A 15,311-nucleotide genomic window follows, 5' to 3' on the forward strand; every position below is an offset into this window, starting at 1 on the left:
GGAAAGTTACGACCGTTCACCCCTTTTGGTGGCGCGATGGACAACCGTCCATCGCGCCACCTCCTTGTCCGCATACGTTCGTCCCGCTGCGAGCCGCCGGGCCAACGGCGGCTCCCCAAACGGGAGATCGGGGGTGCGCGCGTGCGCATCGGACTGCTTACGGAGGGTGGCTATCCGTATGTGAGCGGTGAGGCCGGACTCTGGTGCGACCGGCTCGTGCGCGGCCTGGACCAGCACGAGTTCGACGTCTACGCGCTCAGCCGGAGCGAGCACGAGGAGGCGGAGGGCTGGGTCCCGCTGCCGCCGCAGGTCGGCCGGGTGCGCACCGCCCCGCTGTGGGAAACCGTGGACGACGGAATCGTCCACGGACGGCGCGCGCGCCGGCGCTTCGCCGAGTGCTACGGCGAGTTGGCCATGGCCCTGTGCATCGCGGGCCCCGGGAACCCGTCCGGGGGACCGGAGGGAGAGCCGGAAGGGCAGTCCGCCCTTGAGGCGGACCGTTTCGCCAGCGCGCTGTACGGCCTCGCCGAACTCGCCCGCGACGAGGGCGGACTGCCCACCGCGCTCCGCTCGGAGACCGCCGTGCGCGCCCTGGAACGCGCCTGTCGCGCGCCCGGCGCCCACCGCTCGGCGCGCGAGGCGCGCGTTCCCGATCTGCTGACCGTCGCCGCGCGCCTCGAACGCGCCCTGCGCCCCCTGTCCCTGGACTGGTACGAGGACGACGACCTCGGCTCGGTGGACCTGTGCCACGCGACCTCCGGCGGCACGGCAGCCCTCCCGGGACTGCTCGCCCGGCACTTCTGCGACGTGCCCCTGCTGGTGACCGAGTACGGCGTGCGGCTGCGGACGCACTACCTGACGGAACCCGACTCCTCGCCCGCGATACGGTCGCTGCTCGCCGCCTTCCACGGTCGGCTGGCCACCGAGACCTACCGGCGCGCGGCCGTGATCACCCCCGGCAACACGCACGCCCGGCGCTGGCAGGAGCGCTGCGGCGCCGACCGCGCCAAACTGCGCACGGTCCACCCGGGCATGGACGCGGCCCCGTTCGCGGAGGTGGGGGAATCCCCGGAGTGCGCCGACCCGCAGACCCTCGTCTGGGTCGGCCGTGTCGAGCCGGCCAAGGACCTGGTCTCGCTGCTGCACGCCTTCGCGGAGATCCGCAGGGCGGAGCCCGGCTCGCGGCTCAGGATCGTCGGTGCCCCTTCGGGCCCGGAGGGCGCCGCGTACCTGGTCCACTGCAAGGCGCTGGCCGCGCAGCTGTTTCCCGACGAGGCCGACGGCCCGCACGCCGTCGGCCGCAACCCGGTCTCCTTCGAGGAGACCGGCGGGCCCGAACTGCCCTTCCGCGCCGACGCGTACGCCTCGGGCGCCCTGGTGGTGCTCTCCAGCGTCGTCGAGGGGTTCCCGGCCGGGCTCGTCGAGGCCATGTTCTGCGGCCGCGCGACGGTGTCCACGGACGTCGGCGCGGTGGTGGAGGCCATCGGCGGCACCGGGCTCGTCGTGCCCCCGCGCAATCCGAGGGCGCTCGCCGAGGCGTGCGTCGCGCTGTTGCGCGACCCCGAGCGCCGGGACCGGCTGGGCGCCGCCGCGCGCGCCCGCGCACTGGAGCTGTTCACCGTCGAGCAGAACATCGCGGCATTTCACGGCATTTACCTGGAGATTCTCTCGCGCCCACCGGCACGCCGCGTCCTCCTCGACGACGCCGGCGAGCCCCTGCCCTTCGGCGTCCCCGCCGAAGCCCACGTCCCCGGTCGCTGGAGTGACCCCACGGCCCGTGTCGTGGCCAGGGGCGGTTCCAGCACGGCCCGGAGGGGTCCCGGCTGGGCGACGGAGGCCGATCCGGTCCGGGCGACCACGTCGGTCTCGGCGAGCGAGGGAGCGGCCCGATGAGCGGCCTCGGCGAACTGGACCGGCCCGAGACCCCGCGCAGCCCGGGCGCCTGGGACGAACGTTCACGGACCTCCCTGGCGCACGGGCCCGACGGGCCCGACGGGACCGACACGGCCCTGGGTGCGCAGACGGGTGTGGGGGTCGGTGGGCGCCCGGTGGACGGTCCGGCTCCGGCGGAGGACTGGAGTCCGGAGGAGGGCGTGCGGCTCCGTGACGGCGCCGGGCGTGACGGCGCCGGGCGTGAGGGTGCCGCTCGTGACGGTGCCGGGCGTGAGGGTGCCGCTCGTGACGGTGCCGGTCGCGACGGCGGCAGGAGGTCGGCGTCCGCGTCCGTCGCACGCCGTGCCGCCGCTGACCCCGTGAAGGGGCTGCTGCACCGGCACCGTGAGCTGTGCGAACGCGCCGTGGACCCACTAGAGATCGCGGCGGGACTGGAAGCGCACGGCGTCACCGACCGGACCGCCGCCCGCTTCCGCCACCGTGACGTGTTCTCCCTCGCGGAAGAGATGTACGCCCGTGTCCCGCGCGACCGCGACGCCCCTGCGCGTGCCGAGCACGCGCCGACACCCCGGCCACGCGAACCTCGCACCGCCGGAGTCGTTCTCGCCCTGCTGCCCGGTGTGCTGTGCGCCGCCGCCGTGGCCGGACTGCGCCTGGCCGAGGGCCGACCGCGCCTGATCGTCGCCGTCGTCGGCATCCTCGCGGTGTCCCTGGCGCTGGGGGCCGCACTGCGGCGCGGGCCACTGAGCGCCGCCACGCGCACCACCAGCACCTGGACCTGCTGGCTCGTCGGCTACGCCGTCCTCGGTGACGGACTCCTGCGGACCGCGGTCAGCGGCGGCCCAGACGGTCTCCCGGACGGCACCGCCGACGGCCCGTGGCCCGTCACCGTGGCCCCCGTCCTGGCGCTCGCGCTGTCCTACGCCCCCGCGGCCGGTTGCGCCCGCCTCTTCACCGCGGGCGCCCGGAGCAAGCTGACGTCCAGCCGGGGCCTGGCCGACTTCTCCGCCTCCGTACGCCCCCTGCTGCTCGGCACGTTCGCCCTGTACCTGGGCGCTCTGACGGGTCTGCTCGCGCTGACCGGCGCCGTGCTCGGCGAGCCCACCGGTCTTCCCCAGGGCCTCAGCCTGGGGGCCCTGCTGCTGCTCGCCCGGCTGCTCACCGTGCACGGTCACGCGTACGCACCCACGCTCGTCCTCACCGCCGCGGCCACCACGGAGGCGGTCGCCCTGGCCACGCTCTTCGCCGGCCGCCTCCCCGGCTGCGGCTTCCTGGCCGTCCCCGTGGAGACCCTGGTCACCGCCTGCGGACCGGCCGGTGTCCCGACGGCCGTCTGCGGCCTCGGCGCCCTGACCCTCCTGGTCCACGCGGGCCGTCGTCTGACCAGGGCATCGGCCCACGCGACGACGGAGCGAACGACGGAGCGAACACGGTGAGCGCCCGCACGAACAGCCCTTCACACGCCCCCGACACCCTCGCATCACCCCTTGAAGGAGCCCCCAGATGACCACCTCCCGACCCGACGCCTCGGCACCGGGAGCCGCCCGATGAGAGTCCTGCTGATCGGAGCCAACGGCTACATCGGCCGCTTCGTCGCCGACCGTCTGCTCGCCGACCCGGCTGTCCAGCTCACCGCGCTCGGCCGGGGTGACGACGCCGACGTCCGCTTCGACCTCGCCACCGGAAGCCCCGGCGCCCTCACCCGCTTCCTCGACGCGGTCCATCCCGGAGTGGTCGTCAACTGCGCGGGCGCCACCCGGGGCGGTGCCCGCGAACTCACCCGGCACAACACCGTCGCCGTCGCCACCGTCTGCGAGGCCCTGCGCCGCAGCGGCTGCGGCGCCCGCCTGGTGCAGGTCGGCTGCAGCGCCGAGTACGGCCCCAGCCAGCCCGGCTCCTCGACCGCGGAGGACGCCGTGCCCCGCCCCGGCGGCCCCTACGGCGTCAGCAAACTCGCCGCGACCGAACTCGTCCTCGGCTCCGGCCTGGACGCCGTCGTCCTGCGGGTCTTCTCGCCCGCCGGGCCCGGCACGCCCGCCGGCTCCCCGCTGGGCCGGCTCGCCGAGGCGATGCGCCGCGCGATGCAGTCCGGCGACGGCGAGCTGCGGCTCGGTGGCCTCGGCGCCCAGCGGGACTTCATCGACGTCCGCGACGTCGCCCGCGCGGTGCACGCCGCCTCGCTCTCCGCCGCCCAGGGCGTCATCAACATCGGCTCCGGCCGCGCCGTGCGCCTGCGCGACGCCGCCGCCACCCTCGCCCGGGTCGCCGGCTACGGCGGCGCCCTGCACGAACTCGACGGCCCTCCGGGCGCGCTGCGGCCCACCATCGGGCACCCCCGCACGGAGTCGGTCGGTCACCGCGTCGACGGACTCGGGCACCACCGGACCGACGCCCTCGGCCATCACCGCCCGGACCTCCTCGGAAGCCGGGGCGAGCGCACGGACCCCGAGCACGTGGCACCGGCCCCCCACCCGTACCCCGACGGCTGCGGCAGCTGGCAGCAGGCCGATGTGCGCACCGCACGCGACCGGCTCGGCTGGCGGCCCCGGATCGCCCTCGAAGAGTCCCTCGCCGATATCTGGATGGAGGCGGCATGCCGTATCTGACCAGTACCCGAACGGGCACCGCGAGCACCGGTGTCCGAACCGGCCTCGGTGTCCCGGGGCTGGCCCACCCCCTCGTCGCCCCCGACGAGTGGGCCGGCCTCACCAGCCCCGGCGCCCCGCTGCACTGGGTCGTCCTCAACATCGCCAACGGGCCCGGGGCGCATCCCGACCCGCGGTGCCTGGAGGCCGCCGGTCGCCTGCGCAACGCGGGCGTCCGCGTCCTCGGCCATCTCGACGCCGCACACGGATCCCGCGGCCTCGGCGAACAGATCTCCGACGCCCACCGGTACCTCGACTGGTACCAGGTCGACGGATTCCTCCTCGCCCACTGCCCGTCCGACCGAGCCGCCCTCCCCGAGGTCCGCCGTACGGTCACCACCCTCCGGGCGATCCGTGACGATGCCCACATCGTCCTCGGCCACGGCACCCACCCCTGTCCCGGCTACGCCGAGAACGCCGACCAACTCGTCACCTTCTCGGGCACCTGGGCCGACTACCGCTGGTCCCAGGCGGCGGAGTGGAGCGCCGACTATCCGCCCGAGCGCTTCTGCCACTTCGTGCACGGCCTGCCGCGCGGGCACCTGGAGGAAGCGCTGCGCATCGCCCGTTGGCAGGGAGCGGCGACGATCTACTTCACCGACCGCACGGACCGCGGGGGCCGGACCGACCCCTGGGAGACGATGCCCGGTTACTGGGACGAAATCGTCTCGCGGGTCGGGACAGGTGTCTCGGAATGAAAAAGGCCGTGGCAGTGTTACTGGGAGAACATCCGTAATCACTGACCGACCAACGGAGTCCCCGTGTCGCTGCCACCCCTGGTCGAGCCGGCCGCCGAGCTCACCGTAGACGAGGTCCGCAGGTACTCCCGCCACCTGATCATCCCCGACGTGGGGATGGACGGGCAGAAGCGGCTGAAGAACGCCAAGGTGCTCGCCGTGGGCGCGGGCGGCCTCGGTTCGCCGACCCTGATGTACCTGGCGGCAGCCGGTGTCGGCACGCTCGGCATCATCGAGTTCGACGAGGTCGACGAGTCGAACCTGCAGCGGCAGGTCATCCACAGCCAGGCCGACATCGGCCGGCCCAAGGCCGAGTCCGCCCGTGACACCATCAAGGGCATCAACCCGTACGTGGACGTGATCCTTCACCAGGAGCGGCTCGAGGCCGACAACGTGATGGACATCTTCAGCCAGTACGACCTGATCGTCGACGGCACGGACAACTTCGCGACCCGTTACCTGGTCAACGATGCCTGCGTGCTGCTGAACAAGCCCTACGTCTGGGGCTCGATCTACCGCTTCGACGGCCAGGCCTCCGTCTTCTGGTCGGAGCACGGCCCCTGCTACCGCTGCCTCTACCCGGAGCCCCCGCCCCCCGGCATGGTCCCCTCCTGCGCCGAGGGCGGTGTGCTGGGCGTGCTGTGCGCGTCCATCGGCTCCATCCAGACCAACGAGGCCATCAAGCTCCTCCAGGGCATCGGCGAACCGCTGGTCGGCCGCCTGATGATCTACGACGCCCTGGAGATGACCTACCGCCAGGTCAAGGTCCGCAAGGACCCCGACTGCGCGGTCTGCGGCGAGAACCCGACCGTCACCGAGCTCATCGACTACGAGGCCTTCTGCGGCGTCGTGTCCGAGGAGGCCCAGGCGGCCGCCGCCGACTCCACGATCACTCCCAAGCAGCTCAAGGAGTGGATCGACGACGGCGAGAACATCGAGCTCATCGACGTCCGCGAGCCGAACGAGTTCGAGATCGTCTCCATCCCGGGCGCCCGGCTGATCCCGAAGAACGAGTTCCTCATGGGCTCCGCCCTGGAGAGCCTCCCGCAGGACAAGAAGATCGTCTTGAACTGCAAGACGGGTGTCCGCAGTGCGGAAGTCCTCGCGGTCCTCAAGTCCGCCGGCTTCTCGGACGCCGTCCACGTCGGCGGCGGCGTGATCGGCTGGGTCAACCAGATCGAACCGGAGAAGCCCGTCTACTGACCGGCTCCGGGACCCGCTTCCCGGACGGCGGGGGTTTCGCGCACCGTGGGTGCCCGAAGCCCCCGCCGTCGTCATGAGCAGACCTTGCCGTCCTTCGGCACCGTCCCCTTCAACAGGTAGGCATCCACCGCGGAGTCGACGCAGTCGCTCCCGCTGCCGTACGCGCCGTGTCCCTCGCCCTTCCAGGTCAGCACCACGCCGACGTCCTTGCCCAGCTCGTCCGCCATCCTGCGGGCGCCCTCGTAGGGCGTGGCCGGGTCGCCCGTGTTGCCGACCACCAGGATCGGGGCCGCGCCGGGCGCGCTCACCTCCGGCGTCTCGTGCTGACCGGCCACCGGCCAGTCGTGGCACCATCCGGCGGTGTCCCAGCCGAGGAAGGCGCCGAAGACGGGCGACACCTTCTCGAACCTCGGCAGCAGCTTCTTCGTCTCCTCCACGGTCGGCCGCTGCTTGTCGTCCAGGCACGATATGACCCGTTGAGAGTGGGTCGTCGTGCCGTAGCGCCCCGAGGGGTCACGCTCGTTGTAGCCGTCGGCGAGTGCCAGCAACTCGGAGCCGTCCCCCTTCTCGGCCGCCTCCAGCGCGCTGGTCAGGGCCGGCCAGCCGCTCTCGCTGTACAGCGGCAGCACGATCCCCGTGAACGCGAGCGTCTGCGTCAGCTTCCGCCCCGGCGAGGAGGTCGGCAGCGGTTCCGCGTCCAGGCGCTCCAGCAGGCCGGCGATCTTCCGCGACCCCTGTCCGGGTTCCTGCCCGGTCGACTCCAGGTAGTCGTCCAGCGCTCGCTGGAAGCCCCTGGCCTGGTTCTCCGCGTGGCCCATCGTGTCGGCGTCCGGGTCGACCACGGCGTCGAGGATCACGCGTCCGACGTGCTGGGGGAAGAGGTGGGCGTAGACGCCGCCGAGTTCGGTGCCGTAGGAGATGCCGAAGTAGTGCAGCTTCTCGTCGCCCAGCACATGCCGCATCAGGTCCATGTCGCGAGCGGTGTCCGTGGTCGAGACGTGCTCCATGAGCTTGCCCGCGGCCTTCTCGCAGCCCTTGCCGAAATTCGCGGCGTCCTTCAGGTAGGCCTGCTCCTCTGCCGGGGTGTCCGGCGTGGAGTCCACCGACTCGGCGGCCTCGATCGCCCCGTCCGTGCGGCAGCGGACGCCCTCGCTGGCGGCCACCCCGCGCGGGTCCCAGCTCACCAGGTCGTACCGCTGGTGGAGGGAGGAGACGGTGTCCGCGTAGGACGGCATCATCGAGACGCCGGAACCTCCGGGGCCGCCGAAGTTGAACAGCAGGGAGCCGATGCGGTCGTCCCCGCTCGCCCTGGACCGGATCAGCGCGAGATCGATCGTCTCGCCGTCCGGGTCGGACCAGTCCAGCGGCGCCTCGAGCGTGGCGCACTGCCAGTCGCCGTCCGGAGCCGGGGCCTCGTCGGTGCCCTTGCAACGGGCCCAGTCCAGCGTCTGGGACGCCAGCGCCTTCGGCACTCCGGACGGGGCCGCCGCCGAAGGTGCCGCGCTGCTCCTGCCCCCGTCGTCCTTGTCCTCGTCGGACGAGCCGCCGCTGCAGCCCGCTGTCAGCAGTGCGGCGGCGGCCGTCAGAGCCGTCCACCGGACGAGACGCGCCATGTCCTCTCCCCCCTGGCAAGCCGTCCGCGCCGTGCGGCGGATGGCGTTCCTGCCATGGTAGGTGGAGCGGGCAGCGCCCGCCGACGCCTGTGGATAACGCTCTGACCTGCCCATTCGCCACCCGTGGCGTGGTCTTCGGTCAGGAGCAGACGGTGTTGGCCGCCGGTACCCTGCCGTCGAGCAGATAGCCGTGCACCGTGTCCTGCACGCACTTGTTCTTGCTGTCGTAGGCACCGTGCCCCTGGCCCTTGTAGGTCAGTTCCACGCCGACGCCCTTGCCGAGCGCGTCCACCATCCTCCCGGCGCCCTCGTAGGGCGTCGCCGGGTCGCCGGTGTTGCCGATCACCAGGACCGGCGGTGCGCCCGGGGCGCTGACGTCCGGGTGGTCGGCGGCACCGGCGACCGGCCAGTCGGTGCAGCTGAGCATGGACCAGGCGAGATAGTCGCCGAACAACGGGGAGGCGTCCCGGAACTCGGGCAGCCTGCCCTGCACGTACGCGGAGTCGTACCGGGGTTTGTCGTCGGCGCAGTTGATGGCGACGTTCGCCGCGGTGATGTTGCTGTACTCGCCGTCCTCGTTGCGCCCGTTCAACGCGTCCGACAGCACCATGAGGACCCGCCCGTCCCCGTCGTACGCCTGCTCCAGGCCCTCGGTGAGGTACTCCCAGAAGTCCTTCGAGTACAGCGCCTGGGCGATGCCGCCGGTCGCGGCGGTCTCGGTGAGTTCGCGGGGGAAGACCCCGGGGATCGGTTTGCGGTCGAGGTCCTTCAGCAGCCGGGCGATGCGCGCCTTGACGTCCTCGGCCGTGTTCCCGACGGGGCAGTCCTCGGCCTTCGACACGCAGTCCTCGGCGAAGTTGTCGAGCGCCAGCTGGAACCCCTTCGCCTGGCCCAGTGAGCTCTGTTCCGCCGTCTGCGTCGGGTCGACGACCGCGTCGAAGACGGCACGGCCCACGTGCCGGGGGAAGAGGTGGGCGTATACGCCGCCGAGTTCGGTGCCGTAGGAGATGCCGAAGTAGTACAGCTTCTCGTCGCCGAGTACCTGGCGCATCAGGTCCATGTCGCGGGCGGCGTCGGTCGTGCGCACCTGCGGCAGGATCTTCTTCGAGTGCTTCTCGCAGGCCGCGTTGAACTCCCGCGTGTCGTCCACGAACTCGGTGCGCTCGGCCCGGTCGTCGGGGGTGGCGTCCTGCTGGAAGTAGGTGTCGAGCTGCTTGTCGTCGAGGCATTCCACGGGATCGCTGCGGCCGACGCCGCGCGGATCGAAGCTGACCAGGTCGTAGCGGGTGCGCAGCTTCGCGTAGTCCTGGCCGAACGCGGGCAGTGTGGTGACGCCCGACCCGCCAGGACCGCCGAAGTTGAAGACGAGCGAGCCGATCCGCCGGTCCGCCGCGCCGCTGGCCTCGGCGCGAATCAGCGCGAGCCCGATCGTGTCGCCCCCGGGGTCGTCCCAGTCGAGTGGGGCCTTCATGGTGGCGCACTGCCACGCGTCGCCGTCCGGCAGCGGGGAGGGGGCGGCGCCACCACCCTCGGCCTCGGACGGTGACGGGCAGTCCTTCCAGTCCAGTTTCTGGCCCGTCAGGTCCTCGTCGTCCTCCTGCGACCCGCCGCCGCAGCCCGCCAGCAGGACGGACAGCACGAGTGCGGTGGCGGTCAGGGCGGCGGCGCGCAGCCGGGAGGGATTCGGCATGCGTCCATCGTGCGGTCGCGCGGGAGCGCATGCCCGGGGCCAGGGCCGTACGGGGTACGGAGCGCCCTTCCCGCGTCCGGTTACAGCGCCTCTTTGCGCGTGAGGTGGTTGAAGACCAGCCAGCCCGGCAGTACCGGCAGCCACAGGGTGAGCAGCCGGTACAGCAGCACCGCGGGCGCGGCGACCTCCTTGGGAAGGCCGACGGCGATCAGACCGACCGTCAGCGTTGCCTCCACCGCTCCCACACCGCCCGGCGTCGGCGCGGCGGACCCCAGGGCGTTGCCCGCGAGGAAGACGACCGCGACGCTCGCCAGACTGATCGACGTCGAGTCGTCGCCGAAGGCACGGATCGAGGCGTCCAGGCACATCACGAAACAGGCCGTGAGCAGCAGCATGCCGCCGATGCCGGTGACCAGCTTCTGCGGCCGCTGCAGCACGTCCAGCATGCGCGGCACGACCCCGGCGAAGAGCGACCGCACGCGCGTGACGACGAATTTGCGCAGGAACGGCACCGACGTCACCACGAGCACCAGGACCGCCACGGTCAGCAGACCGGCGATGACCGTCCGGGACGGCGACAGCGACGGTGTCTTCTCGGTGCCGGTCAGATAGCCGAAGGACAGCAGCATCAGGATGTGGCAGCCGAGCCCGAACAGCTGGGACGCGCCGACACTCGCCACCGCGAGCCCCGGGCGCACGCCCGCGCGTTGCAGGAAGCGGGTGTTCAGGGCGACGCCGCCGACCGCGGCGGGGGCGACGATCTTCACGAACGATCCGGCGACCTGTGCGGCCACGGTCCGCAGGAACGGCACCTTCTCGGGCACGAAGCCCAGCAGGGACATCGCCGCGGCGACGTAGCTCGCCGCCGAGAACAGTACGGCCGCCGCCACCCAGCCCCACTGGGCGTTCGAGATCAGGGGGCCGAACTCGATGTGGGTGAGCTGGGTCAGCAGGAAGTAGGCGCCGATCGCGCCGGCGATGAAACTGATCAGCGTGCGCGGCCGCACCCGCTCCAGCCGGGCCGGCTCGACGGGTGCCTGCGGCCTGATGCGCAGCACCGCATGGCGGATCTGGGTGAGCAGGTCCTCCTCGCGCGCCTCCTCGATGGCCTCGTCCACGGCCCGCTTCTCGGCCCGCTGCTCGGCACGTACGGCCTTCTTGTCCGGTTTGTCGATCTGGGGGGACTTGTCGGTCTGCTCCGACGCGTGGCTCGTGGTGTCGTGACCGGCCGCCTCCGCGCGGGCCAGCTTGGCCTGCCGGGACGACTCCAGCACCGCCTCGCGCTCGCGCTGCGCCCGTTCCCGCGCCAGTCTGCGCAGGGTCGCGCGCGTGGAGCGGCTCAGCGCGATGGGCTGGAGCATGGGCAGGCAGTCCGCCACCGCGTCGGGGCCGAGGACGCCCACCGCCGACGCGACCGCGCGTTCGGCGCCGACCCGCAGGCCGAGCGTCACCAGGAGCTGGGAGATGTCCATGCGCAGCAGCAGGTCGCCGGCGGCGATCTCGCCGATGCGCAGGTCGGTGAGGATCACCGTGCCGGAACGATCCACCAGGATCGCGTCACCCACCAGCCTGCGGTGCGCGATGCGCCGGGACTGCAGCGCCCGCACCTGCTCCCAGGTCTCGCGCAGCAGGTCGTCGGTGATCTCGTCGTCCGCCAGCGAGTCCAGGGAGCGCCCGCCGGTGTGCTCGTAGACGAGCATCACGGCGTCCGGTCCCAGCTCGGACGTCGCGATCAGCTTGGGGGCGTTGGCGCCGGCCGCGATCGCCGCGTAGGCGAGCAGCGCCTCCTGCTCCAGCGCCTGGCGCAGCGAGGGGAGGCTGCTGCGGGTGGCGAAGCCGCGCAGCGTCAGGTTGCGCCACGCGCGGTAGAAGAAGCCCTGCGCCTGCTGCTCGCGGTCCACCACCGTCACGTCGAGCGGCCGGCCGTCCTCCAGCGTGACGAAATAGCGGCGCCCGCGGTCACCGGTCTCGACGCTGTCGGACGGCGCTTCCTGCCGGGCGGCGGTCACCGGCCGGAAGCCGACGTGCCGCAGGCCCGCCATCAGCGTCCGACCGGTGGGCCGGACGTTGGGGGAGCCGACGGCGTACAGGGTGCCGTAGGCGACGGTCCAGCCGATGAGGACGGTCAGGATGATCGAGAACGGCGTCGTGTAACCGGTGACCAGCATCGAGAAGGCGTCGAGGAGCAGCACGATCCACAGCACCGCGCGCCAGCGGGGTCTGCGGGACATGCCCACTGCCGTCATGTACGCGATGACCGGGGCGAGGTAGCCGTGCACGGGGTCGGTCAGCGCGTGGATGTCACCCGGGGACGGCTGGGTGAGCGCCTCCTGGATGGAGCCGGGAGCGGCCTTGGCGACCCACAGGTCGGTGGCGAGGGTCACCCCGTGCGCCAGGACCGCCGCCAGTACGCCGTCGGCGATCCGCAGCCCGTCCCGTTTGATCAGCCGTTCGATCGCGAACGCGACGGGCACCAGGAGGATCGCGATGCTGGAGGCCAGCCCCGCGATCTTGATGAGCAGGTCGGGGGCCTGGCCGGTGCCCTTGTTGATGTCCTGTTCGAGGCCCGAGGTGGTGCCGTGCGCGAAGGCGGCGATGGCCAGGAGTACGGCGACGGCGAGTACGCCCACCAGGAGGCGCACCAGGTCGGAGGGGCGGTGCACGCGCGCGGGGAGCAGCGGTTCGTCGCCCTCGACCTCGTCGATGTGCGCCACGTCGTCGGGGTCGGCGGCCGTCGCCGACGGGCCCTCGGCCGCCCGCTCGCGGGTCTCCCCGTCGCTCGCATCCGCGGTGTCCGCGCGCGGCGAAGCGTCAGAGGTGCCCTCGGCGTCCTCGGGGTGCACACCCTGCTGCTCCATCGCCTCTTCTTGCTCTCGTATCACTGGTCACCGCCCGCACGATGGTGGCATGCCGCGTCGGACTCGGCAGGCATCAGGGTGCCCGTGCGGGCCGCACAGTCTGCCCGAAGCGACGCTCGCGGGCGAGGGACGCGGGCCTTCGGGAGTGCGTCGCGTTGTCGGCGGGGTGCGGCAGGATGGGGCGGATGAGCGAGCAGAGCCTTCCGGACGGCGACCGTCCGGAGAACGCGGACGCGCTGCCCGAGTACGCCGAGCGGGTCCTCGACGTGACCGAAGTGATCCCGCCGGGCCGTGTCATGACGTACGGGGACGTGGCCGAGTACCTGGAGGAGGGGGGACCGCGCCAGGTCGGCCGGGTGATGTCCCTCTACGGGGGAGGCGTCCCCTGGTGGCGTGTCGTCCGCGCGGACGGGGTCCTGCTCGCGGGGCACGAACTGGAGGCCCTCGACCGCTACCGGGAGGAGGGCACGCCCCTGAAGGAGGCGAGCAGAGCCGCCGAGGGGCACCTGCCGCGCCTCGACCTGAAGCGGGCGCGGTGGGACGGCGGTGGACGCTCGCAGGAGCACGGCGGACGCGCACAGGGTCACATCTGACAGCTTCCGCCATACGGCGGGCCGATGTGTGACATGTGATCCGTAAGAGGTAAACCGGGCGCTTCGGGCATGTCTGTGGCATGACGTACGTTCGTGGGGCAGGGGGCGCTCGTGCCTCGAGTGACCCGAGGGAAGAAGGGGAAGCGCTGCTTCCGTCTCTTCCGTCGGCGTAGCGTCGGCCGCACGCGTCCCCCTCATCCCGCGGCCACCGCCCCACCCGCGGCGCGGACGGCCCACCAGCACACCCACCAGGACCGGCGAACCACGTGAGCTCCTCTTCCTCCTCCGGACACCCGTCACACCCCCAGGTGCGACGGGGGAGCCGTGGCGCTTACCGACTGGTGCGTACCCCGCCGGCACGCGTGGACCCCCCTCGTCTGGACGCCGCACAGCGCGCCGTGGTTGACCACCGGGCCGGACCGCTGCTCGTCCTGGCGGGGCCGGGCACCGGAAAGACCACCACGCTGGTCGAGTCGGTGGCGGACCGGATCGCCAAGGGCGGCGACCCCGAGCGCATCCTGGTGCTCACGTTCAGCCGCAAGGCGGCCGTCGAGCTGCGGGAGCGGATGGCGCTGCGCATCGGCGCCGCGCGCGCCCCCCGGGCGACCACCTTTCACTCCTTCGGTTACGCCCTGGTCCGCGCCCACCAGGACAGCGACCTGTTCGTGGAACCCCTGCGGCTGCTGTCCGGCCCGGAGCAGGACGTGACGGTGCGCGAGCTGCTCGCCGGCCAGGTGGACCTGGAACGGCTGGGGCTCGCCCATGTGCGCTGGCCCGACGAGCTGCGGGCCTGCCTGACCACACGGGGCTTCGCCGACGAGGTCCGCGCGGTGCTCGCCCGCAGCCGCGAACTGGGACTCGGCCCGGACGCGCTCGGGGCCTTCGCCCGGCGCATCGGCCGCCCCGACTGGCGTGCCGCCGCCCTCTTCCTCGCCGAGTACCTCGACGTGCTCGACCTCCAGGGCGTGCTCGACTACGCCGAACTGGTCCACCGCGCGGTGCTCCTCGCCCGCCGCCCCGAGGTCGCCGCGCAGCTGACCGCCCAGTACGACGCGGTGTACGTCGACGAGTACCAGGACACCGACCCGGCCCAGGTACGGCTGCTGCACGCCCTGGCGGACGGCGGGCGCACCCTCGTCGCCTTCGGCGACCCCGACCAGTCGATCTACGCCTTCCGGGGCGCGGACGTGAACGGCATCCTGGACTTCCCGGCCGCCTTCCCGCGCGCGGACGGCCGTCCGGCGCCGGTCGAGGTGCTGCGGACCTCACGCCGGTCCGGGGCCGCCCTGCTGGACGCCACCCGGCTGCTGACCCGGCGCATGCCGCTGACCCGCCTGCCCGCCGACAAGGTCCGCGCCCACCGTGAGCTCTCCCCGGCGCGGGACGGCGGGCGGGTCGAGGTGTACACGTACCCGACCTCCGGCACCGAACTGGACAACATCGCCGACATCCTGCGCCGGGCGCACCTGGAGGACGGCGTCCCGTGGAGCGACATGGCCGTCCTGGTACGCGCCGGTTCGCGCGCCATCCCCACGCTCCGCCGTGTCCTCACCGCGGCCGGCGTCCCCCTGGACATCGACGGCGACGACCTCCCCCTGCGCCACGAGCCCGCGGTGGCGCCCCTGCTCACGGCGCTGCGAGCCGTGGCGGAGGCGGAGGCGGGGGAGCGGCCCGGGACCGACGCGGCCGATGAGGCCGTACCCGAGGTGGCGTCGTCGCAGGACGCACCCGAGCCCGAGCCCGCAGCCGACGACACCGATACCGATATCGACACCGACGCGAAGCCTCCGCGCGGTGAACGCGCGCACCGCGCGGACGGTCCGTGCTGGCTGCCCACCGAGACCGCACTCACCCTGCTCACCTCGCCCCTCGCCGGCATGGACGCCGCGGATCTGCGCCGCCTCGGCCGTGCCCTGCGCGACGAGCAGCGCGCCGCCGGCAACCCGCTGCCGCCGCCCTCGGACGAACTGCTCGCGCGGGCGCTGGCCGAGCCGGAGCGGCTCGCCGTGCACGACCCCGCGTACGCACGCGGTGCCCAGCGGCTCGGCGCGCTGCTGCGCAAGGCACGCGAGCGCCTGG

The 15,311-nt window shown here is 72.8% G+C and carries 10 protein-coding genes; 7 read left to right on the forward strand and 3 right to left on the reverse strand.

Translation table 11 applies throughout. The features are described 5' to 3' along the window. Positions 1-141 precede the first annotated feature (141 nt). The 5 genes from BZZ08_RS29860 to moeZ all read left to right on the forward strand — a co-directional run bounded on the left by BZZ08_RS29860 (position 142) and on the right by moeZ (position 6,478). The gene (locus BZZ08_RS29860) at positions 142-1,893 is read left to right on the forward strand and encodes a DUF3492 domain-containing protein (protein WP_104635326.1); all 1,752 of its coding nucleotides are present in this window, start codon (positions 142-144) and stop codon (positions 1,891-1,893) included. Next, positions 1,890-3,329, forward strand: coding sequence for a hypothetical protein (locus BZZ08_RS29865; RefSeq protein ID WP_241965601.1), 1,440 nt, complete (start codon positions 1,890-1,892; stop codon positions 3,327-3,329). Before BZZ08_RS29860 ends, BZZ08_RS29865 begins: the two co-directional genes overlap by 4 nt. A gap of 111 nt (positions 3,330-3,440) precedes the next feature. After that, the gene (locus BZZ08_RS29870) at positions 3,441-4,499 is read left to right on the forward strand and encodes an NAD-dependent epimerase/dehydratase family protein (RefSeq protein WP_104635327.1); all 1,059 of its coding nucleotides are present in this window, start codon (positions 3,441-3,443) and stop codon (positions 4,497-4,499) included. Continuing rightward, a complete protein-coding gene (locus BZZ08_RS29875) occupies positions 4,487-5,236 on the forward strand; it encodes a spherulation-specific family 4 protein (RefSeq protein WP_104635328.1) in 750 nt (249 codons plus the stop codon). The genes BZZ08_RS29870 and BZZ08_RS29875 overlap by 13 nt, the downstream gene beginning before the upstream one ends. 63 nt (positions 5,237-5,299) lie before the next feature. Continuing rightward, positions 5,300-6,478 carry an adenylyltransferase/sulfurtransferase MoeZ gene (gene moeZ, locus BZZ08_RS29880; protein ID WP_104635329.1) on the forward strand — a complete coding sequence of 393 codons (1,179 nt, stop codon included), beginning with the start codon at positions 5,300-5,302 and terminating at the stop codon, positions 6,476-6,478. 71 nt (positions 6,479-6,549) lie between these two features. Here the strand turns inward: moeZ and BZZ08_RS29885 are convergent, their stop codons facing one another. From BZZ08_RS29885 to BZZ08_RS29895, 3 genes are all read right to left on the reverse strand, one after another. Next, entirely contained in the window at positions 6,550-8,091 is a 1,542-nt protein-coding gene (locus BZZ08_RS29885; protein WP_104635330.1) for an alpha/beta hydrolase, read from the reverse strand. 139 nt (positions 8,092-8,230) lie between these two features. Beyond that, on the reverse strand, positions 8,231-9,781 hold the full coding sequence (locus BZZ08_RS29890) for an alpha/beta hydrolase (RefSeq protein WP_104635331.1): 1,551 nt from the start codon (positions 9,779-9,781) through the stop codon (positions 8,231-8,233). A gap of 80 nt (positions 9,782-9,861) precedes the next feature. Next, positions 9,862-12,639 (reverse strand): lysylphosphatidylglycerol synthase domain-containing protein, encoded by a 2,778-nt coding sequence (locus BZZ08_RS29895; protein ID WP_104635332.1) that lies wholly within the window; start codon positions 12,637-12,639, stop codon positions 9,862-9,864. Positions 12,640-12,824: 185 nt separating this feature from the next. Between BZZ08_RS29895 and BZZ08_RS29900 the strand changes: the two genes are divergently transcribed. Together BZZ08_RS29900 and BZZ08_RS29905 are read left to right on the forward strand one after the other, a co-directional pair. Next, the gene (locus BZZ08_RS29900; RefSeq protein ID WP_342211020.1) at positions 12,825-13,232 is read left to right on the forward strand and encodes an MGMT family protein; all 408 of its coding nucleotides are present in this window, start codon (positions 12,825-12,827) and stop codon (positions 13,230-13,232) included. Between the two features lie 266 nt (positions 13,233-13,498). Beyond that, the coding region (locus tag BZZ08_RS29905) for an ATP-dependent helicase (protein WP_133169234.1) at positions 13,499-15,311 on the forward strand (1,813 nt) is incomplete at its 3' end.

It is taken from the genome of Streptomyces sp. MH60 (assembly GCF_002939385.1).
GTDB lineage: Bacteria > Actinomycetota > Actinomycetes > Streptomycetales > Streptomycetaceae > Streptomyces.